Consider the following 20,373-nt stretch of genomic DNA (forward strand, 5'->3'; position numbering starts at 1 on the left):
ATCTTCGGTTACAATCACCCTCCAGGAAGCCCCCATCCGGGGGCTTTTCTTATTTGGGTGGCGCGAGCCAAGGTGAAGGGAGTGCAAGATTGGCAGCATGCTTCTTGGTTATGTTATGGATGGGTGTGCCGTCGCCCGAGCTGGAATCCTTTTTTCAAGCCGCCAAACAAGGTGATACCGAGGTCGTACAGGCACAGTTGGCGGCGCATCCCGAATGGGCCGCGGCGCGCAACAAGCGTGGACGCACCGCGCTGAGTTTGGCCGCCGACGCGGGCCGTGACGCGGTGATCGTCCCGCTGGTTGAACAAGGCGCCGATGTGAACGCGGTCATTGGCAAAAGCGGCTGGTCGCCGCTGATGTACGCGGCCTATCGCGGTCACGAATCGACCGCGCGTTTGTTACTTAATTTTGGGGCCGAGGCTGATTTCCAAGACAACCGCGGCGTGACCGCGGCCATGTTGGCGGGTTACCGCGAGGATGTGACCATGCTGGCTTTGTTGGTGGAACAGGGTGCCTCGTTGAACCTGCGCAATGCCGCCGGCGAGAATGCCCTGCTGTTTGCGGCCGAGCGTGCCAACGCCCAGGTCACCGCGTTTTTATTAAGCCAGGGCGTGCCCGTGGATGGCGTGGATTTTTCCGGGAACACTGCCTTGCTGAAGCTGGCGCCCAAGGGCAATCGCGGTGCGGTTGAAGTTTTGCTGGATCAAGGTGCCGATGTTCGTGTGCAAAACGACAAGGGTCAAACCGCGTTGATGCTGGCCGCGCGCGGCGGGCACATGGACATCGTGCAAATGCTGTTGGCGCAAGGGGCTGATTTGGATGCCCGCGATGTCGCGGGTGAAGGCGTGGCTTTTTATGCCTTCCGCAATGGTTACACACCTTTGGCACGGGTCCTGATTCAGTGTGGTTTTGAGCAGGATCGCCCCAATCGGCGCGGGATGACCCTGCGCCAATTGGCGGAGCGCAAGCGTTTTGATTTAGAGGCGGATGTTTCCGGTCAGGTGGTTTGGTTGCGATGAGGAAAGCGCCCTGTTACGCACAAATCACGGGTTGCGGGCACGACACACCCGAGCGGGTGGTGGCGAACCACCAGTTGGAAGAACGATGGTCGTTACCGCAAGGCTGGATCAAGCGGCGTACCGGTATTGAGCAGCGTTCCTGGGCCAAACCGGACCAGGCGGTCTCCGACATGGCGATTGCCGCGGGGATACGGGCCTTAACCGACGCGGACTTGGACCCTGGCCGCGTGGATTTGGTGATCCTCGCAACCAGTACCCCGGATTACCTGTTGCCGCCGACCGCGCCTTTTGTCGCCGCCAAGATGGGGTGCACGAACGCGGGCGCCTTTGATTTGGCCGGCGCCTGCTGCGGCTTCCTCTACGGGTTGAGTATGGCCGAGAGCCACGTTGCCCTGCGTCACCAAGTCGTGTTGGTGATCGGCGCGAATTTGTTGTCGCGACGTTTGAAGCCCGACGATCCCGCGACGGCCTGCCTGTTTGCCGATGCCGCGGGCGCGGTGGTGCTGCAGCCGAGTGAGACGCCCACTGGTTTGTTGGGGGTGGCGCAAGGGGCGAACGGGGCCCAGTGGGACACGATCATGATCGCGGAAGGTGGCTCGCGCGCTAATTTCGGCGCGGGTACCTGGAAACGGCGCGGCCATTTGATGACGATGAAAAACGGCGGTTCCTTGTTTCGCGAGGCCGTCCACGACATGGCGACCGTGGGCCGCCAGGCGATGGCTGACGCGGCTTTGCAGATGGACGCGATTGATTGGTGGATTCCCCATCAGGCCAACGGCCGCTTGATTGAGGAAGCCCGCAAAGCCTTGGATGTGCCGGTTGAGAAAACCCAGAACCGGGTGGCGCGCTTCGGCAACAGTTCGGCGGCGACCATCCCGTTGGTGTTGTCGGTCGCGGTGGCTGAGGGCGAGATCCAGCGCGGGCAAACCCTGTTGTTGACCGCGGTCGGCGCGGGCATGTTGCGCATGGGTTTGGTTTGGTCGTTTTGAGGTTGGCCGCGTAGGGTGTGAATCTTTGCATCTACAGGTGTCGGGTGGTGGACGGTGTCGCGGCATGGTGTGTTGAAGGAAGATGGCGGGTGTAGGGTGGCGTGTTGACCCGGCGCGTATATAAGGTACGCGCACACCGCCATGTGTGGGGTGGCGTGTTGACCCGGCGCGTGCTGAAGGTACGCGCACACCGCCATGTGTGGATCATGCTTTATTTGAACGTTCGCCACCGGCGAACCTCTTCCAGCTACCCTGAAAGGGTTACCTATGGCAGCCCAGGGCAACGCCCTGGGTGCTTGGGGTTCACATCATGCAGGCGCTGAAGGTGCCGGCATTCGTGGGCTTACGACATACAATCCCGTTCCTTTTCCTCAAACCCTTCGTTCTTGGTTTTTTGGGAAAAGGGTTCCAACGCCGGTCCCTTCAGGACTGGGTGAACCGTATCCCGGGGGTCCTAGGGTGGCAGGCGCTGCGCGCCTTTACCCCAGGCTGCCATAGATAACCCTTTCAGGGTAGCGGGAGGTGGTTCGCCCGTGGCGAACATTCAAATAAAAGGTGGTCCCCACCTGGCGGTGTGCGCGTACTTTCAGCACGCGCCGGATCAGCACCCAGGCGGGCATGGCGGTGGCCGGATCAGCACCCAGGCGGGCATGGCGATGGCCGGATCAGCACCCAGGCGGGCATGGCGGTGGCCGGATCAGCACCGAGGTGAGCATGGAGGTGGCCGGATCAGAACCCAGGCGGGCATGGCGGTGGCCGGATCAGCACCCAGGCGGGCATGGCGGTGGCCGGATCAGCACCCAGGTGAGCATGGAGGTGGCCGGATCAGAACCCAGGCGGGCATGGCAGTGGCCGGGTCAGCACCCAGGCGGGCATGGCAGTGGCCGGGTCAGCACCCAGGCGGGCATGGCGGTGGCCGGATCAGCACGCCGGCGCGGGTTTTCCTAACCCAGGAAGTCCAACAGACTCTGGGTGTTTAGCGTTCTCTGTGAACGGAGTTGGGCTTGGATTTCATTTTGCACCTGCTCCAAACCAACGATCTCTTCCGCCAGATCCGCGTCTTCTAACTCGGCGAGGACCGACTTGAGGTTTTCCTCGAACAGACCGTATTCGTCCCGCTCCGAGATCAAACGCACGTTGCGCGTGCCCACCTCGGCCACGGTTTCGTTGAGCCGCTCACTCGTCGCCCGCAGCCGCGGCAGTTCCGCGTTAATCGCAACCTCGTCGTTGTTGCGGTAGGCCGCTTCCAGGTTGGTCAGAATCTCGATCATGTCGGTGGGATCGCCCGGGCCCGTCGGGCCATAGGCGATCTCTGAACCAATGAAGTTGGTGGGGATGGTGTCCGTTTCGTTGATGCGGGCATTGGTGATGACGGTGTTACCCGAATAAACCGTGCCGGTTGCGTCGAAGGGTTGGGTGGTGACCAGGTTGCCCGAAAACAGGTATTCGCCCTCGTGCCGCGTGTTGAGCCGGTTGATGATCAGCTCGCGGTATTCCGCGATTTCATCCGCGACCGTTTCTCGTTCCAAATCGTCGTTAAGATGGGACGTACCCTGTACCGCCACCTCGCGCGCGGAATCAAAGGCATCGCGAATGCTGCCCAGCGCCGTTTCAATCGCCTGGTTCTGCTGCAAAATCTGTTCGACATTTTTCTCAAAGGCCGCGTTTTGGCGAAGCTGGTTTTTGGTTTCCTCGATGCGCATGTAATTGACCGGGTCGTCCGACCCGCGCAGCACCTTTTTACCGGTGGCCAAGTGCTCGAGGATTTCGCTCTGATCGAAATTGGAACGTTTGTTGTTAAGCAGGAATTGGCGTTGTGCGCTGAATTCGCCCAATCGATAAACCACGTTTCACCTCCTTAACGATTGTTCAAAGACCCGGTCTAGCCGAGCCGGTTAATAATGTCGGCCGTGAGCTGGTTGATCACGCCGATGAATCGGGACGACGCCTGGAAGGCGCGCTGGTATTGGGTTAACTGGACGGCTTCCTCGTCGAGGTTGACCGCCGAAACTTCGTCGCGGCGCGCCTGGGCCTGGTCCAGCAACAACTGTTGCCCCTCCAGCTTGTCCTGCGCGTTACGCGTGGTACGGCCGAATGTCGACATGGTGTCCGAGTAATAGCGCTCGAAGGTGCCGGTATCGGCGGTGCCGTCACCGACATCGTCAATCACCACCGCCGCGGTGCGCAAGGCCGCCATTTGCAGCGCGACCACGTTGTTGCCCGTCTCACCGGCGGTGTCGCTTAGCGCCAATTTGTTGGGGTCGAATCCCTGATCGGGGTCGAGCGGATCTACCAGCAGTTGGGTCGAAAGCGCAATCGAACTCGCCGCACCCGCGTAACGGTCGGGATCCACCGCGGGTGGGGCGGGCGCGCCACCGGCCGTTGGGTCCAGCGGGTCGAAGAACTGCAGGCCGGTATCGTTCGGCGCGGCCGATAAGGTGAAACCGGCCGTGTGGACCGCGTTGAATTGGCTGATGAAACCCGCGGCGAACTTGTCGAGACGGCGGCGTAAACCCGCCAACTCGGTGTCGCGCAGTTCCAACTTGGCGCCCAACATGCCGCCGTTGATCTCGGCGGTAATGTCCACCGGGGTGGCGCCGCCGTTGTCCAACTGCACATCGTAAAAGTTGTTGTTGGCGCCGTTGAGCGCGATTGAAAGTTCGTACTGATCCTCGCCGACCAACACGAAGTTGCTGTCTTTGATGTTGACCTGAATGCGGCTGTCGCCCATGTCGTAGACGTCGATGGCAACCAAGGTGCTGAGTTCGTTGATTTTGCGGTAACGCTCGTCCACGATGTCCTGGGGCGGGTTGCCGCTGCGGAAGATGCCGTTGCCCAGCGATTCGATTTCCGCGGTGAGCTGGTTAATGCGCGTGACCACTTCCTCGACCTCGAGGTTGGTGCGGCTCTGAAACTGAAACAAATCGTTGTCACGTTGGCGAATCTCCGTCGCCAAGCGATCCCCTAGCTCCAAGACCTCGCGCCGGGCGCCGCTGTCCGCCGGCCGCAAGGTCGCTTCCTCCAGGCTGTCGAAGAACTGGCCCATCGAGGCGCGGATCCCCGAGAACTCGGTTTCCGCCAGCAAACCCTCAACCTCGGCCATGCCCGAGGCAAAGGTGTCTTGAAAGCCGTGGCGCCCTTCCTCGCGGGTCAACAACTGATCGGCAATCGAACTGCGCAGGCCGTTGATGCCGGCAACGGTGCTGCCGCCGCCCACCACCAACCCCAGTCCGCCGCTGCCCAAACCACTTATGCGCGTATCGGCCACCTGGCGGGTGTAGTTCTTGGTGTTGACGTTGGCGATGTTGTTACCGCTGACGTTGAGGCCGACTTGGGCGGTGCGGACCCCGGATAAACCGGTGAAGAGACTGGAGTTGAGGGTAACCATGACGTGTCCTTAAACCTGTTGCTGAATGCGACTGTGGGTGTTGAACACCTGGTGGGCGTAACCCTGGGCGTTGTACGCGTTCGGTTGCTGGAGGGCACCGGGCACACCTTGATTGGCCCAGCGCTCGAGAAACTTCCACTGGGCTTGCTGCAACATCTGGCTCTGGCGCGAGTACTTGCGGCATTCGTGCGTGATATGGCGAATTTGGTCAATCGCATCGCTAATGCGGTCGCGAGAACGAGCGTCGACGTAGGGGAGCAGCGCTTTCAGTGATTTGAAACGCTGCAATCCCCGCCGTTTCGCGATTTCGGTTAAGAGGGCGTCCTGCGCGGCCATGATCTGCTGAAGGTTGGTCAGCAGGGCTTCTTGCGGTTGGGTCATTTCAAAGAAACGGTACCAATCCGGCTTGATGAGAAATTCACGCAGGGCCTTCTGTCGTTCGGCCAATTCAGTAAGGACCTGAATTTTATGGACGAGCAGGGCTTCTAATTTGGCAAGTAGGGCATTCACGGTAACCCCTCCGACGGTGAAATCGATCTAACTAGATCGTGACGTCGATGGAATTAAAACCGCTGACCTGCTTTTCTTGGTTCGCTTCTTCTCCAGATAACGTATAGGCAGAACTGGTGTCTTGCGCTTCCTCGTCCTCTTCCTCAAGAGATTGATCGGGGTTTTGCCGTCCTTGTCGGTGTTCTTCACGAACGCCGATCTCTGCCGAATCCTGAAGGGCTTTGATGCTCAACGCGTGTTCGCGATTGGCTTCTTGCAGCGCACGGGCCGCTCGTTCCTTGGCAGCTTGATGCCCTTGGATTTGTGCTGAGTTGATCTGCTCCGCGTAAACGGTATTCGAGATCATGTTTCTCAGAAAGACAGGGTCGGACATGGGTAAACCTTAAATCGGGAGGGGACGGAGAAAGCGGTTTAAAGATCGGTGCTTAGTTCGTCGTCGATGACTTTCTGAGCAACCTCGCGCTCATCGCGATGGTACGTGCCCTCGGCCATTTCCTGCTGAATGCCGGAAATTGCCGCGGATCGAACGTCGGGTACACCGCGGATCGCACTTTGCGCTGTTTGAAACAGTGTGGCGGAGGCCGAAACCTCGACACTGTCGCTTACAGCACTTCTGCTTCCTGTGCGGGCACTTTTGCCGTAAGCCGTGGAGGCCGAGGCATAGGTGCTCGAGGAAACCGAGCCTTTTTCTACTTTCATGAAACCCTCCGGTTTTCTTTGCCGACTACCCACCAAGTTCATCGGTTGTCTAGGGTATGAGCTTAACCGGAAAGCATGTCAGGGCTATAACTCCTTGGTTTCATATGTGTTCTTCAGGGATTGGGCGAATCCTAATCCCTGGTTTTCAACCATTTGTTCCGCGGTGTGGCGAAAAAATTCGTCGCGGAAATAACCCATGCCCTGAGAGCCTTTGCCCAGCATGCCACCACCCGGTGAGCTGTCGTCCATGGTTTTTAACATAAATGTTACCAGTTGGACTTCCAATTCTTTGGCGGCGTCATCCATGCTCGGCGCGTCTTCGGCGTGCCGTTTGAGGCGCTCACGACCCGAGTTCGGGTTCGTTGGATTCATTGCGTTGTTGAGGACCGCCGCGAAGGGATTTTCATCCGCCCCGGCGGGTTGTTGCATGCTGCGTCGCCAAGCCGTGCTTGCATCGCTTTGATGGGTTGCTTGTTTGGCGGCGGCGTTCGCCATGGCGGCAAAGGTGTCCACGTCCATGATGACCTCCTGCGGTACGGCGAATGGTGAACGGTTAACGGCTTCGATGGGGATAAGCGATTAGATCAGTTTGAGTTCCGCGTGAATGGCGCCTGCTTCCTTCATGGCTTGCAGGATGGAAATAACGTCTCTCGGCGAGACCTTTAGCGCGTTGAGCGTTTCCGCGATTTGCCCGAGCGTGACCGCCTGTTCGGCGACAAAAACGCGCCCTGGTTCCTCACGGACCTCGGTGTTGGTGTTCTGCTGGTTTACGGTGCCCGGTGCATTTACCTGACCGCCGCCTGGAACGGCGGTGTTTTCAACTTGAACCTGAATGGTGATGTCGCCGTGGGAAATCGCCACCGCCTCAATCACCACCTTCTGACCGATGATGATGGTGCCGGTGCGTTCGTTGATCACAATCTTGGCGGCCTGATCCGGTCGCAGGGTGAGGTTTTCAATGCGGGCCACCAGCGCGACCATGTTGTTGCCGCGGAATTCAGGGGGGACCAGGATCTGCATGGTGCGCGAGTTCAGCGGGCGTGCGAATTCGCTGCCGAACATTTCGTTTACCGCGGCGACGGCGCGGTCCATGGTGGTGAAATCTTCTTGGTAAAAAATGTAGTGGAGGCGGTCCAAGGTCAGAAAATCGAAGTTGACCTCGCGTTCCACGATGGCGCCGTTGGGGATGGTGCCCACGGTGGGGTGGTTCTGCACGACCGAGGAGCCGGCGCCACCCGCGCTAAAACCGCCCACCGAAATCGGGCCTTGGGCGAGTGCGTAGGTTTTGCCGTCAACCGCCTTCAGCTCGGTGACCAGCAAGGTACCGCCCTGCAAACTGGCGGCGTCACCCAGGCTGGAAACCTGAATGTCGATACGGTGGCCGTTGCGGGCGAAAGGGGGCAGCTCGGCTTGAACCAAAACCATGGCCACGTTGGCGACCTTAATATTGGTTGGGTCCAGCTTGATCCCGGATTTGGACAGCGCGTTGGCCAGGGTTTGGGTGGTGAACCGGGTTTGGTCCTTGTCACCCGTACCCATCAAACCGACCACGATCCCGTACCCGGTTAACATGTTGTCGCGGACACCTTCCAAATTGGCGATGTCTTTAATGCGTACGTCCTGCGCTGAAAGCGGTGTGAGTAGCAGCATCACAACCCACCCAATCCATTTGGTGCGGCTGATGACGCCTGATGTGACAGCGTTCCCCATAATCGCCCTCCTGTGGCGGCGATCAATCTAGCAACGGGGGTGCCAAAGTCTATCTATGTTTAAGTTGTTGAAAATAATAAAGATGATGTTTTTGGTGTCGCCGCGCCCGCTCGCTGGGCGATTTCTACCCGGTGATTTTTGCCGGGTTGGCGGTTCCGTTCATGGGCTTGCGCTTGTTGACCTTGGTGGAAATCCAGGTCTTGGAGGCAAATTCTTCCGGGGTATTTCCGCGGCTTTCCGTTAAAATAACGGCCTAGTTAATCATATATCCGGCCCCTCGCTCTGATTGCTTTTCGTATTCTAAAACCATCACCGAAAGCGATCAATCGGGGCGGATGACTTACCAAAAAGCATGAAAATGTTTGTGATAACGGGACTTAACCAATGGGTTTCGCTGGGTTCACCCGCCGAACCCGGTCCCGATTCGATCACCTGGGAGCATCAGATGTTTCAGTCTCACGTACTTCGACTTGTGACTTTTGCGGCCTTGAGCTGCTTTTTTGCCGCCGGCACGTTGTTTGGCGCGACCTTTTATGTGGCCGTCGACGGCAACGACACGACCGGTACCGGTTCCACCACCACGCCCTGGGCGACCTTGCAACAGGCCGTTTCCCAGGTGAGTGACGGCGACGAAATCGTGGTTCGCGACGGCGTGTATCGCGGTCAAAACCTGCTGGAACGTCAGTTCGCCAACGGCATTGTGATTCGTTCCGAAAACAACTACCAGGCGCGTTTTGTCTTTACCGGGCCGTCCATTGTCGGCACCGATTGCCAGGGCATGCGTTTCCAGGGTTTTGTGTTTCAGCAAGAGACCCCTTTTCCCCAGGACAATGTGGTGATGATGACCGGCGATACCCAGCGCATTACCTTCGACAACAACATCTTCCACGACGCAATCCGCCTCAGCTTGCTTTATTTCGGCCCCGGCGGCGTTGATTTGACGATGACCAACAACATGTTCTACAACGCGGGTTTGGCCTCGGAGAGCAACCATATTCGCGTTGAAGGTGGTCGCAATGTATTGATCAGCGACAACGTCTTTTTTAACGATTACGAGGGCAGTGGGCGTGGCAACACCAACAACTCCGGTGCCTTTGTGTTTATCACCAACCCCACCGATGTGGCCGGCGTGGACAACATCCAGATTCGCCGCAACATCATGTTCCACTGGCAGGGTCTCGACAACATCAGCATGATCCAGTTGGGAAGCCTGAGCAACGCCGACCATTACGACGCCGAAAATGTGACGGTGGAGAACAACCTGATGCTGGGTGACGGTCCCTTGGACAGCCGCGCTTTCTTGACCCTGCAAAACGCGCGGAGCATCACCATTCGCAACAACACCTTCTCGGGTGACTTGCCCTCGCTGGCCTTTGCCTTCTACATGATTTCCAGCCAACCGACCATTCTCAACGACGAAATTACCATTACCAACAACATTTGGAACGACCCGTTCGGCACCATGGGCGCGCGCAACAACGAGGGCATTCTCGATTTTTGCGATTGCCTGCCGCAGTTCAACGACCTCGTGATTTTGGCCAACAACCTGTACTACAACGGCGGGAATCCCATGCCTTTTGACCAGGAAGAGTTACTGAACCCGGTGGGTGATTCAAGCGGCACCTTTGAAGATCCGCTGCTGGCGACGCCTGAAACCATTACCCTGCCGCGTTACAGCGGTGGGTCCTTCCTGGGTGGTCACGCCACCATCCGCGAGGTGTTTGTGGCCATGGCCGATGCCTACGGCCGGGTCGGTGCCGGTTCGCCCGCGATCAACGGCGCCCCGCTCAGCCCGGAAGACGACTTGCTCGGCAATCTGCGTGGTTCCACCGGCGATCTTGGCGCGATGGAGTTCGCGGTTTGTTCCCTGGCGGGTGATTTGAACGACGACCGCGCGGTGAACGAGGGTGACTTCGGTGTGTTCCGCGCGGCTTGGACGACGACCGGCGTTGCCGACCTCAACAACGACGGCCGCGTAAGCGTGCTCGACGGTGTTCAGTTACGCAACCAAATCGCCGCCTGCGGCGAGGAAACCTAACCCGCATTACTCACAAGGAATTCTGCTACGGGGCAACCCATGCGATTACGAGGGGGCGGCCTTCCGCATTCCTCGGTCGAGCCGCCTTCGCCTCAGCTGTTACGCCGAATGGTCGGCCCCGCGAAAGGTCGGCCCCCTATGCCGTCTCTCGGTCGTAATCTTCGTACTCACAAGGCTTTCAGCTTCTCGCGACGAACCCTTGTGAGAAATGCGGGCTAACCTAAGTGGCGCGGGGCAAGGTTGCGAGGCCTTGACCCGCCCTTAGCCCTTACCTTGTTCTTCGCCCGGCGAAAGGGTTTCATAGCCGCGGATGTTCCAGATCTCGTCGGCGTATTGGCGGATGGTGCGGTCGCTGGAGAATTTGCCGATACGGGCCACGTTCAGGACCGCCTTACGCGCCCAGGTGTCCTGGTCGGCAAACAACCGGGACGCCTTTTCCTGGGCCTCGATGTAGGACGGTAAGTCGGCGAGATGGAAGTATTCGTCGCCTTGGTCCAGCAGCGTTTGAAAAATCCAGCGGAACAGGCCGGGTTCCTGAGGACAAAAAAGATCGGTGTTGAAGGTGTCGACCACGCGGCGCACGCGGACGTCGCGGCGATAGGTATCCCAAGGGTCGTAACTTTGATTGGCGCGGTGGTTTTCGATTTGCTCCGCGCGCAACCCGAAAATGATGATGTTGTCCTTGCCGACTTCCTCGCGGATTTCGATGTTGGCGCCGTCCAGGGTACCGATGGTCAGGGCGCCGTTCATGGCAAACTTCATGTTGCCGGTGCCCGAGGCTTCCATGCCCGCGGTTGAAATCTGTTCGCTGAGATCGGCGGCGGGAATCAGTTTCTCCGCCAGTGAGACGCGGTAGTTGGGAATAAAAGCGACCTTCACCAAGCCGCGTGTGCGGCGGTCGTTGTTAATTACACGAGCCAGATTGTTGATTAATTTAATGTACTGCTTGGCGGCCCAGTAGCCCGGCGCCGCTTTGCCGGCAAACACGTAGGTGCGTGCTACCTCGGGTTCCTCGCCGTCTTCCACCACGCACAGGTATTGGTGGATGATGTGCATGACGTTGAGCAATTGGCGTTTGTACTCGTGGATGCGTTTGGCATGGATGTCGAACAAGGAACTGGGGTCGACGGTGACCCGTGCGCGCCGGTTAATTAAAGCCGCCAGCTTGGTTTTGTTTTCGAGTTTGGTGGCCATAAAGGCTTGGCGGAACTCGGCGTCCTCGGCATAGGGTTCCAATTCGCGCAGGTGGTCGAGGTTGGTGATCCAGGCGTCGCCGATGCGGCTGGTGATCAGATCGGCCAAGCGGGGGTTGGTTTTCAGTAACCAGCGGCGTTGGGTCACCCCGTTGGTTTTGTTGTTAAAGCGGCTAGGCCACATGTTGTAGAAATCGTTGACCACCTTGGTTTTGAGCAGGTGAGTGTGGAGTTCGGCCACGCCGTTAATGGAATGGCTGCCCGCCATCGCCAGGTGCGCCATGCGCACTTGTTTATGGGGGCCCTCCTCGAACAGCGACATCTGTTGCAGGCGAACCGGGTCATTGGGCCAACGCAACGCGACCTTTTTGAGGAAACGGCGGTTGATTTCGTCGAGAATTTGCAAGTGGCGCGGCAGTACCCGTTCGAACAAAGGCTGTGGCCACTTTTCCATGGCCTCGGGCAACAAGGTGTGGTTGGTGAAGGCAAAGGTGCGGGTGGTGATGTCCCAGGCGCTTTCCCAGGGTACACCTTTCTCGTCGACCAGAAACCGCATCAACTCGGCAATCGCGAGGGATGGGTGGGTGTCGTTGAGCTGGATGGCGACCATGTCGGGCAAGGCGTTAAACGAAAGGCCTTTGGCCTCGACACGGCGGGTGATGTCGCGCAAGGCACAGGCGGTGAAAAAGTACTCTTGGACCAGGCGCAACTCGCGGCCCGCCTCGAAACTGTCCTTTGGGTACAGCACCTTGGAGACCGTTTCCGAGGTCATTTTCTCCTCAACGGCCTTGAGGTAGTCGCCCTCGTTAAAAATGCGCATGTCGAAATTTTCCGAGGAGCGCGCCGAGTACAAGCGCAGGTAGTTCACCGTATTGCCGCCGTAACCGACGATGGGCATGTCGTGGGGGATGCCGACCAGGATTTTCCAGCCCATCCACATTGGGTTGTATTCGCCGGAGCGGTCGGTGGCGTGTTCGATGTAGCCGTAAAGGGGAATCATGCAGGCTTCGTTGGTGCGTTCGAGCATCCAGGGGCAGCCTTTTTCCGTCCAGTGATCGGGCTTTTCTTCCTGGTACCCGTTGGCAATTTCCTGCTTAAACAAGCCGTATTCGTAGTTGATGCCGTAGCCGTAACCGGGCATACCGAGCGTGGCCAGTGAGTCGAGGAAGCAGGCGGCTAGGCGGCCGAGCCCGCCGTTGCCCAGCGCGGCGTCGACTTCGCTGTTGCGGATTTCCTCGAGATCGAGACCAAGCGTCTCGGCCATCGCGCGCGCTTGGTCGTATATGCCCAGGTTGATCAGGTTGTTGCCCATGGAACGGCCCATCAAAAATTCCATCGACAGGTAGTAGAGCCGTTTGGCGCCGGCGGCTTCGTAGCGGGCCTCGGTGGCCATCATGCGGTCGACCATGCGGTCGCGAATCGCCAGGGCCAGGGCCATGTACTGGTCGTGGGTGGAGACCTCCGCTTTGAACAGGCCAAGCGAGTATTTGAGGTGGTGAAAAAACGAGGCTTTGAGTTCTTCGGCGGAGACGCCTTTCATTAAATCGGCCAGTGCGTCGAGTTGAATACTCATAGGTGCAAGCTCCTGTACGAGAAAAACCAAGCAATCCCGGCCCAGGCCCGGCGGTGGGGCAAAAGCGCGACCTTAATCAATGACCCAGGTTTCGGGGATCGCACGGCGATGGTTAGCTGGGGGGAGAGAATGCGGTTCCATCATAGCCGAAAAAAACCCGCGTCGGGTTGAAATCCGTGTGAAGGGACGCCGTGGGAAAAACAAGCTGATTCAGCTGTTTTCCGACGCGAGCGAACGCGCGAGGAGGAGGGCGTCACGGCCTGTTGCATAATAGTTTTTGCGGCGGCCGACGTCCGCAAAACCATGGCGGCGGTAAAAGGCGACGGCGCCGTGGTTGTTGTCGGCCACTTCGAGAAACATGCGCGTGACCGCGGCGTCGCGGCAATGGTGCAGCAAGGCGTCGAGCAGGTTCGCGGCCAAGCCGCGACGGCGGTGTTCCGGGCGACAGGCGATGCGCAGCAGTTCGGCTTCGCCGGCCACCACCATCGCATACACAAAAGCCAGGCAGGTGTCGCCGTTCCAGATTGCGAAACCCCGGTAGTGCAGATCCGCTTGAAATTGCGACGCCCGCCACGGCTGGTCAAACGCGGTCGCCTCGACCGCGGCAAAGGCCCTGCCGTCGATGCCCGGGGTGAGCTTGGCGGTCACGATCCTGATGCACCCAATTCTGGTACGCCCAATTTTTTGAAGTCGCGGCCGGAGGGGGCTTGGAACACCTGCAACTCAAACAGGGGCACCACGGCCAGCAGGTGGTCGAAAATATCACCTTGGATGCCCTCGTAGGCGGCCCAGGCTTGGTCGTTGGAGAAGCAGTAAATTTCCACCGGCAAGCCTTCGCTGGTGGGCGCCAGTTGGCGGACAATCAGGGTCATTTCCTGGTGAATCTTGGGATGGCGACGCAGGTAGAACTCGACGTAGGCGCGAAAGATACCGATGTTGGTTTGGCGACGAACATTGGCGGGATGGCTGGTGTCGGTTTGGGTGGTGCGGTGGTGGTCGTCGATCTCCTTGTCCTTGGCTGCAAGGTAATCCTTGAGCAGGGTGATCTTGCGCATCTTGGCCAAATCCTCATCCGACATAAACCGAATGGTGGTCATGTCGATGTTGAGTGCGCGTTTGATGCGACGGCCGCCCGATTCACTCATGCCGCGCCAGTTGGTGAAGGAATCGCTGATCAGGGAGTAAATCGGGATGTAGCTGATGGTTTTGTCCCAGTTCTGGACTTTTACCATGGTGAGGGTGACGTCGATTACGTCGCCGTCGGCGCCGTATTTGGGCATGGAGATCCAGTCGCCGGGGCGAACCATGTTGTTGGACGCGAGCTGGATGCCCGCGACAAAACCGAGGATGGTGTCCTTGAAGACCAACAACAAAATGGCGGTCAGGGCGCCCAAGCCGGAGAGCAGAATCAGCGGGGAACGGTCGATAATGGTCGAAATGATCAGGATCCCGGCAAACAGGTAAATGATGATTTTGAGTGCTTGGATGTAGCCTTTGATGGGCCGGTTGCGCGAGATGTCGAAGTTGCTGTAAATATCGGCAACCGCACTGAAAAACGAGTTAAGCACCAGCAGGCTGACCACGATCATGTAGACCATGGCCGCGCGGCGCATCAACATTTCCATTGGATGCGTCTCATGGGCCGGGAACACAAAGGCGGCTGAAATGTAAATCACAATCGCCGGGGCCAGGTGGGAGAGCCGGTTGAACACCTTTCGTTCCAGAAAAACATCGTCCCATTTGTTTTTGGTACGGGTGATGATGTAACCCAAGACCCTGAGGATGTAACGTTTGGCGATGAGGTTGGCCAAAAAGCTAAGTGTGAAAATACCGATTGCCAAAAGCAACAGGGCAAGCAATCCCGCCAGGGTTTGGCTGCCCGGCCCGAGGGCGCCGAGGTGGTCGTGGATCCAGTGGGTCAGAAAATCGTACATGGGCATGGCTCCTAGCCGAGGCGACGGCTTCGACTTTTCGATGGGTCGGCACGTCTTAGCTTTGCCGAGTTCCCGCATCGCGGTCAAAACGCCCAGCCTATCACACTCACGGGACGGGTCCCATGTGATTTCGTTCGTGTTCTGGTCCTGGAGGTAGCATCTTGGAAGAAAACATGTTAGTGGACCGAGGGGTCGGTTGTCTGCTCGGGGGTGCGGTCGGTGATGCGCTGGGTTTGCCTTTTGAAACCCTTTCTGCTCGGCGGATTGCCAAATGGTTTCGACCGGGTGGTTACCAACTGTTCTTTGGTCGCGGCATGGTGAGCGACGATACCGAGCACAGCTTTTTGGTTCTGAAGGTTTTGCATCTCTCACAAGGTGACCCGGTCCGGTTCCAACGCCTTTTACGCCGGGCATTGATGCTGTGGTTGCTCGCCTTGCCGACGGGGATCGGTTTCGCCACTTTGCGCGCCCTGCTCAAGTCCTGGCTGGGGTTGCCGGTCCGTTGGGCGGCGGTCAATTCACCTGGCAGCGGGCCGGCGATGCGCGCGGCGGTGATTGGTTGCTACGCGGCGCGTTTTCCCGAGCGCGCCGATGTAGACGCCTTGACCCGTGCCGCTACTGAAATGACCCACGCCAATCGCAAGGCCGAAATCGGGGCGCTCGCGATGGCGCGTTTGGCACGAATGGCGGCGCTGTCAAACACCATGCCCGGATGGCAAGAAGTCCGCGCGGAACTGCAGGCTGTCGGCGGCGACGATCCCGATTGGGTTCGGCTCATCGCTTTGATCGAGGCCGGCCTTGAGCAGCAATTGCCGGTCCCCGATTTCGCGGTTACCATCGGGCATCGTCGGCGCCAGGGTGGCTACGTCTACTTCACCACGCCTCTGGCCATTTACAGTTGGTTGCGCCATCCGGGGGATTTGATCGAAACGGTGGCGGCGGTGATTCGGTGCGGCGGCGATACCGATACCGGCGCGGCCATGGCGGGTGGGTTGGCCGGGGCGTCCCTGGGTGAGGCCGGCATTCCAGCACATTACCTGGAAACCCTATGTGATCAACCCTTGAGCGTGTCACGCTTGCGTCGTACCGCGGCGCAAGCCTTCGGCACCGGCCCGGCAAGTGGCCTGGGGTTGCTGTTTTTTCCGCTGTTGATGCTTCGGAATCTCAGCTTTTTGACCCTGATCGTCGCCCATCTGTTCCGCCGCCTTTTGCCGCCTTATTAACTAAATCGAGCGATTCTTGCCGGCGCACGCACACAACCTTTTGGGCTGCAAAATCTTGCGCGATTGCATCCACCCGAATTGCATACTTTAAGTATGAGCGCTTAGATGAAAGATGGAAATTTTCGGAAAAGAAGTGCTTAATTTTTAATATCGCGTCCCCGATCATTATTTATAAGGCTTGGCATGTTACCTTGGCCCAAGCGTGGGCCCCTGAGCGTAAATTGGCTGCCCCCGTAATCGCCGTTTTTAGCCCGCGCTTCTCACCAAGGTTTCCACTTCGTTGCAGGCCGCCTTCTGTGCCGCGTGGGGTCGTGGTTACCGATCCTGGCAACCCGGGGGGCGCCGGCCGCGTTTGGATGTGAGCCATGTCCATCGAAGATTTTCGAAACACGAAAACCCATCGTTCCGGTGGACCGCCGCCGCGTCCGCAATCGGAAGCCGGTGAATTTGACTCGGTTGTTCTGGGGATTCCTTACCAAATCGAAGCCAAGATCGGGCGCGGCGGCATGGGCACCGTGTACCGTGCGCGTCAAGAAGTTCCTAACCGCTTGGTGGCGCTCAAGCTGATTTCCGGCGGACGGCTGGACCAAGAGTTTCAACTAAGGTTTAAATCCGAGTACGAAGTGTTGGCCTTGATGAATCATCCCAACGTCGCCGCCGTCTACGATGTGGGTTTAACCAACTCAGGTGAATCCTACTTCACCATGGAATACGTGCCTGATAGCTGCAACATTCTCGAATATTGCCAGGGTGGCAATCTCTCGATTTCTGAGCGAATGAACCTGTTTCTTCAAGTTTGCCGCGGGGTGATGCATGCCCACCAACACGCGGTCATTCATCGCGATCTTAAACCCGCCAACATTTTGGTACACGGCGGCGATCCCCTGGTGAAAATCATTGATTTCGGGATCGCCAAACAGCTTGAAAGTAATGAGCTGATGCATTACCAAACCCGACAGGGCGACTTGGTGGGAACACCGGCCTACATGAGTCCTGAACAACTGGCGGGCGGTAAGGTGCTGGTGGATACCCGCAGTGATATTTACGCGTTGGGTTTAATTTTGTACCAACTTGCGACCGATTTGCCGCCGTTTGACCGTAAATCGATGGCCAACATGACCTACGACGCCTGCCTGCGTCATTTCCGGGAAGTCGGTCCCGAGCCGGCCCGGGAGCGCAACGCCACCGTCAGTGCCGATTTGGACGCCGTCATTGGAAAGGCCTTGGCCAAGGATGTAGAGAAACGTTACGCGACCGTGGAGGCTTTTGCCGCCGACGTACAGAACATACTTGAGAACCGACCGGTTTCGGCGCGTCCCCGTGGTTTCTTTTATCTTGCGGGCAAATTTTTGCGACGGAACCGATTTCGGTTCGTCTTTTCCGCGGCCTGTGGGGCGATGCTGCTTGCCGCGTTTGGTTTGCAATGGCTGCATCGGCAACACCAATTTGCACGTGAGTCCGCGGAATCGCTCAACGATTTAATGGAAGCCGTCCAATGGACGCCCAATCCCAATTTCATTTCCCAGGGCAAAGAACTGGCGGCCCTGCGGCAGTTGGAAAAAGATTTGAATTGGCCGGGACGGGAAGATCGGCTTAAAGCCAAAACCCATAACACCTTGGGCGAAGTTTACTTCCAGCTTGATCAGGCTGATTTTGCCATCGTCCATTTCAAAAAAGCGCTTGAGAGCGATGTCGGTGCGCTGGACGAGCATAAAACCCCGGTGCGGATTGATTACCATTTAAACCTTTCCCGCGCTTACCGCGCCAAAGGTGAGGTGGAACGGGCGATTGCCCAGGCACGTGCCGCCAAAAAGCTGATCGACAACCCCGCGGTGACCGTGCAAGAAGCGGTGGTGAATGTCCATTTGGCCGCGGCCTTGTCGCAATCGGAAGAGGGCGCCTTTGAGGCGGAAAACCTGCTGATTCGGGCGATTGACGTGTTGCGCGCGGTTGAAGGTGAGACCCATGATGATTTTTTATTGGGTGTCGGCTGTTTGGCCGACCTTTACCAGCGGCAACGCAAGTACAGCCGCGCGGAGGTCTACTACCGCATCGTTTTGGAGAAGCGGCCCTTGGTGGAAGGGTTGAGTTCGCCGCCGTTACTCTCGGCCCAGAATAACTTGGCATTTTGCCTGCGGCGACAAGGGCGTTTCGACGAGGCGGAAGCGCTTTTGCGACAGTCGCTTGCGATTCGTAAGGACGCTTTTCCCGAGCGACACCCTTCCGTTGTGCGCGGTATGGATAGCTTGGGCCGTCTTTTGCTTGTAACCGGCGAGTTCGAAGAGGCCGCCGCCTTGTACCGCCAAATTGTGGCGCACCTTCGTGCCAAGGGCGATTGTTCCGGGGGACTCAAGATGGTGAACCACTTGGCCCGCGCTTTGTGGGCGATGCAGGATTACGAGGGCGCGCTCGCTGTCTTGAAGGACATGTTGGCCCGATGTGAAGGTGCCGCGAACCCGGACCAACGGTCTTTGCGAACCGCAAATATTCTGGGTCAATACCAACTGGAATGCGGCATGCCCCGGCAGGCTTTGGTCACGGCTTTTCCCTTTATTGCCGCCGATGATGTGCAAGCCCCGAAAAAGAGGTTGCACGTGAGCCGTTACATTGAAGCGCGTGCTTTTTATGAAATTGGGGCGTCGGATATCGCGCTTGATTTGTTTTACCGCTTGGCAGCCGAGTTGACCGGGGATCCAATGGCTGAAGATGAACTGGCCTTGCGGGTTCACGCCTATATCTCGCTTGCTCAGTTCGCCGAGGGGGATCGCTCGGGTTTACCCATCTTGCAGGCGTACCTGGCCAAGATCGATGCGGCGGAGAACCCAAAATTGGTTCGGGAGATCGTCCAATTGCTTGACAACCCTCCCGAACCAAAATTTTGACGCAAACCCGCGCTACGAACCGCGACCGGCCCGTTTTTCCTCGCCCGCATTTCTCACAAGGAATTCTGCTGCGGGGCAAGCCTTGCGATTACGAGGGGGCGGCCATCCGCGGGGCGGCCATCCGCGGGGCGGCCATCCGCGGGGCGGCCATCCGCATTACTCAGTCGAGCCGCCTTCGCCTCAGTTGCTACGCCGAAAGGTCGGCCCCGCGAAAGGTCGGCCCCGCGAAAGGTCGGCCCCGCGAAAGGTCGGCCCCGCGAAAGGTCGGCCCCCTGTTCCGTGGCTTGGTCGTAATCTTCGTACTCACAAGTCGTTCAGCTTCTCGCGACGAATCCTTGTGAGATATGCGGGCTAGAAGGTATGTGTTGCGGGAATGATGATGACGACCACTTGCCGGGTGCTACCAACGCCTTCGGGGTCCTCGAGTGGGTCTTCGTCCTCTTCGTCAATAATGGCGTAGGGGTCGTTGTTGAAAACCAGGCCCGCGTTGGTGTCGGTGGCGGGGAGGGTGAGGATGACGATCTGTTGGGTTGAACCGACGCCCTCGGGGTCCTCAAGGGGATCTTCGTCCTCTTCGTCAATCATGGCGTAGGGGTCGTTGTTGAAAACCAGACCGGCGTTGGCGTCGGCGGCGGGAAGGGTGAGGATGAGGATCTGTTGGGTTGACCCGACGCCTTCGGGGTCCTCGAGTGGGTCCTCGTCCTCTTCGTCAATAATGGCGTAGGGGTCGTTGTTGAAAACCAGGTCGGCGTTGGCGTCGGCGGCGGGAAGGGTGAGGATGAGGATCTGTTGGGTTGAACCGACACCCTCGGGGTCTTCGAGGGGGTCCTCGTCCTCTTCATCAATAATGGCGTTCTGGTCCAGGTCCCCGAGAAGCCTGGGTCGGTCGGCGAGCAACGGGTCAAATCCATCGTAGATTTCAACCAGGCCATCCTTTGTCACAACTTGGAAAAGCTGATCGGCGTATTCGATTTGGAAGGGTTGTGCCTGGATCGAAACATGGGTCCGAATCATGTTTTGATCGATGAAGGTTTTTACAGGTTCGGCGGCAATGATAGTCAAAGTATGAATGAACAAAATGAATACGAAAAATGGCTTAAACATGGCTGACTCCTAACTGGTCATGCCTTTCAACCTCGCGGTTGAAGGCGCACGTCTCCCATGCCCCCGTGAAAGGGCCGGCGGGACGGTCGGCTCATGATCCCGTTTGGGTTG

The 20,373-nt window shown here is 58.2% G+C and carries 16 protein-coding genes; 5 read left to right on the forward strand and 11 right to left on the reverse strand.

What is annotated here, in order from left to right; translation table 11 throughout:
- Nucleotides 1-89: 89 nt before the first annotated feature.
- On the forward strand, nt 90-1,019 hold the full coding sequence (locus J3U88_RS01390) for an ankyrin repeat domain-containing protein (protein ID WP_207856326.1): 930 nt from the start codon (nt 90-92) through the stop codon (nt 1,017-1,019).
- On the forward strand, nt 1,016-2,008 hold the full coding sequence (locus J3U88_RS01395) for a 3-oxoacyl-ACP synthase III family protein (RefSeq protein ID WP_207856327.1): 993 nt from the start codon (nt 1,016-1,018) through the stop codon (nt 2,006-2,008). Before J3U88_RS01390 ends, J3U88_RS01395 begins: the two co-directional genes overlap by 4 nt.
- A gap of 944 nt (nt 2,009-2,952) precedes the next feature.
- Here the strand turns inward: J3U88_RS01395 and J3U88_RS01400 are convergent.
- The 7 genes from J3U88_RS01400 to J3U88_RS01430 form a co-directional block, all read right to left on the reverse strand.
- Nucleotides 2,953-3,855, reverse strand: coding sequence for a flagellin N-terminal helical domain-containing protein (locus J3U88_RS01400; RefSeq protein WP_207856328.1), 903 nt, complete (start codon nt 3,853-3,855; stop codon nt 2,953-2,955).
- A 35-nt stretch (nt 3,856-3,890) separates the two neighbouring features.
- Entirely contained in the window at nt 3,891-5,396 is a 1,506-nt protein-coding gene (gene flgK / locus J3U88_RS01405) for a flagellar hook-associated protein FlgK (RefSeq protein ID WP_207856329.1), read from the reverse strand.
- A 9-nt stretch (nt 5,397-5,405) separates the two neighbouring features.
- Nucleotides 5,406-5,906: a flagellar export chaperone FlgN gene (gene flgN, locus J3U88_RS01410; protein ID WP_207856330.1), complete on the reverse strand. Its 501-nt coding sequence runs from the start codon at nt 5,904-5,906 to the stop codon at nt 5,406-5,408.
- A 31-nt stretch (nt 5,907-5,937) separates the two neighbouring features.
- Entirely contained in the window at nt 5,938-6,279 is a 342-nt protein-coding gene (locus J3U88_RS01415; protein ID WP_207856331.1) for a hypothetical protein, read from the reverse strand.
- A 38-nt stretch (nt 6,280-6,317) separates the two neighbouring features.
- Complete coding sequence (flgM, locus tag J3U88_RS01420) at nt 6,318-6,605, reverse strand: flagellar biosynthesis anti-sigma factor FlgM (protein ID WP_207856332.1); 288 nt, start codon at nt 6,603-6,605, stop codon at nt 6,318-6,320.
- An 84-nt stretch (nt 6,606-6,689) separates the two neighbouring features.
- Nucleotides 6,690-7,124: a rod-binding protein gene (locus J3U88_RS01425; RefSeq protein WP_207856333.1), complete on the reverse strand. Its 435-nt coding sequence runs from the start codon at nt 7,122-7,124 to the stop codon at nt 6,690-6,692.
- A gap of 60 nt (nt 7,125-7,184) precedes the next feature.
- Entirely contained in the window at nt 7,185-8,315 is a 1,131-nt protein-coding gene (locus J3U88_RS01430; protein ID WP_207856334.1) for a flagellar basal body P-ring protein FlgI, read from the reverse strand.
- Between the two features lie 445 nt (nt 8,316-8,760).
- Here J3U88_RS01430 and J3U88_RS01435 point away from each other — a divergent pair, with 445 nt between their 5' ends.
- The gene (locus tag J3U88_RS01435; RefSeq protein ID WP_207856335.1) at nt 8,761-10,353 is read left to right on the forward strand and encodes a hypothetical protein; all 1,593 of its coding nucleotides are present in this window, start codon (nt 8,761-8,763) and stop codon (nt 10,351-10,353) included.
- A 261-nt stretch (nt 10,354-10,614) separates the two neighbouring features.
- Here the strand turns inward: J3U88_RS01435 and J3U88_RS01440 are convergent, their stop codons facing one another.
- From J3U88_RS01440 to J3U88_RS01450, 3 genes are all read right to left on the reverse strand, one after another.
- Nucleotides 10,615-13,119 carry a glycogen/starch/alpha-glucan phosphorylase gene (locus J3U88_RS01440; protein WP_207856336.1) on the reverse strand — a complete coding sequence of 835 codons (2,505 nt, stop codon included), beginning with the start codon at nt 13,117-13,119 and terminating at the stop codon, nt 10,615-10,617.
- 210 nt (nt 13,120-13,329) lie between these two features.
- Nucleotides 13,330-13,767 (reverse strand): ribosomal protein S18-alanine N-acetyltransferase, encoded by a 438-nt coding sequence (gene rimI / locus J3U88_RS01445; protein WP_207856337.1) that lies wholly within the window; start codon nt 13,765-13,767, stop codon nt 13,330-13,332.
- On the reverse strand, nt 13,764-15,053 hold the full coding sequence (locus J3U88_RS01450; RefSeq protein ID WP_207856338.1) for a mechanosensitive ion channel family protein: 1,290 nt from the start codon (nt 15,051-15,053) through the stop codon (nt 13,764-13,766). The genes rimI and J3U88_RS01450 overlap by 4 nt, the downstream gene beginning before the upstream one ends.
- 173 nt (nt 15,054-15,226) lie before the next feature.
- Here J3U88_RS01450 and J3U88_RS01455 point away from each other — a divergent pair, with 173 nt between their 5' ends.
- Nucleotides 15,227-16,276: an ADP-ribosylglycohydrolase family protein gene (locus tag J3U88_RS01455; RefSeq protein WP_207856339.1), complete on the forward strand. Its 1,050-nt coding sequence runs from the start codon at nt 15,227-15,229 to the stop codon at nt 16,274-16,276.
- A gap of 365 nt (nt 16,277-16,641) precedes the next feature.
- Entirely contained in the window at nt 16,642-19,158 is a 2,517-nt protein-coding gene (locus J3U88_RS01460; RefSeq protein WP_207856340.1) for a serine/threonine-protein kinase, read from the forward strand.
- A 351-nt stretch (nt 19,159-19,509) separates the two neighbouring features.
- Here the strand turns inward: J3U88_RS01460 and J3U88_RS01465 are convergent, their stop codons facing one another.
- Complete coding sequence (locus J3U88_RS01465) at nt 19,510-20,262, reverse strand: hypothetical protein (protein WP_207856341.1); 753 nt, start codon at nt 20,260-20,262, stop codon at nt 19,510-19,512.
- Nucleotides 20,263-20,373 lie beyond the last annotated feature (111 nt).

The organism is Acanthopleuribacter pedis (assembly GCF_017377855.1).
GTDB classification, from domain to species: Bacteria; Acidobacteriota; Holophagae; order Acanthopleuribacterales; family Acanthopleuribacteraceae; genus Acanthopleuribacter; species Acanthopleuribacter pedis.

Excerpts from the sequence above, each read along its gene's own strand:
- J3U88_RS01455 (WP_207856339.1), top strand. The coding sequence starts at position 15,227 with ATGTTAGTGGACCGAGGGGTCGGTTGTCTGCTCGGGGGTGCGGTCGGT.
- J3U88_RS01425 (WP_207856333.1), bottom strand. The coding sequence starts at position 7,124 with ATGGACGTGGACACCTTTGCCGCCATGGCGAACGCCGCCGCCAAACAA.
- flgK (WP_207856329.1), bottom strand. The coding sequence starts at position 5,396 with ATGGTTACCCTCAACTCCAGTCTCTTCACCGGTTTATCCGGGGTCCGC.
- flgM (WP_207856332.1), bottom strand. The coding sequence starts at position 6,605 with ATGAAAGTAGAAAAAGGCTCGGTTTCCTCGAGCACCTATGCCTCGGCC.
- J3U88_RS01440 (WP_207856336.1), bottom strand. The coding sequence starts at position 13,119 with ATGAGTATTCAACTCGACGCACTGGCCGATTTAATGAAAGGCGTCTCC.
- J3U88_RS01415 (WP_207856331.1), bottom strand. The coding sequence starts at position 6,279 with ATGTCCGACCCTGTCTTTCTGAGAAACATGATCTCGAATACCGTTTAC.
- J3U88_RS01465 (WP_207856341.1), bottom strand. The coding sequence starts at position 20,262 with ATGTTTAAGCCATTTTTCGTATTCATTTTGTTCATTCATACTTTGACT.
- J3U88_RS01435 (WP_207856335.1), top strand. The coding sequence starts at position 8,761 with ATGTTTCAGTCTCACGTACTTCGACTTGTGACTTTTGCGGCCTTGAGC.
- J3U88_RS01460 (WP_207856340.1), top strand. The coding sequence starts at position 16,642 with ATGTCCATCGAAGATTTTCGAAACACGAAAACCCATCGTTCCGGTGGA.
- J3U88_RS01430 (WP_207856334.1), bottom strand. The coding sequence starts at position 8,315 with ATGGGGAACGCTGTCACATCAGGCGTCATCAGCCGCACCAAATGGATT.
- J3U88_RS01450 (WP_207856338.1), bottom strand. The coding sequence starts at position 15,053 with ATGTACGATTTTCTGACCCACTGGATCCACGACCACCTCGGCGCCCTC.
- J3U88_RS01395 (WP_207856327.1), top strand. The coding sequence starts at position 1,016 with ATGAGGAAAGCGCCCTGTTACGCACAAATCACGGGTTGCGGGCACGAC.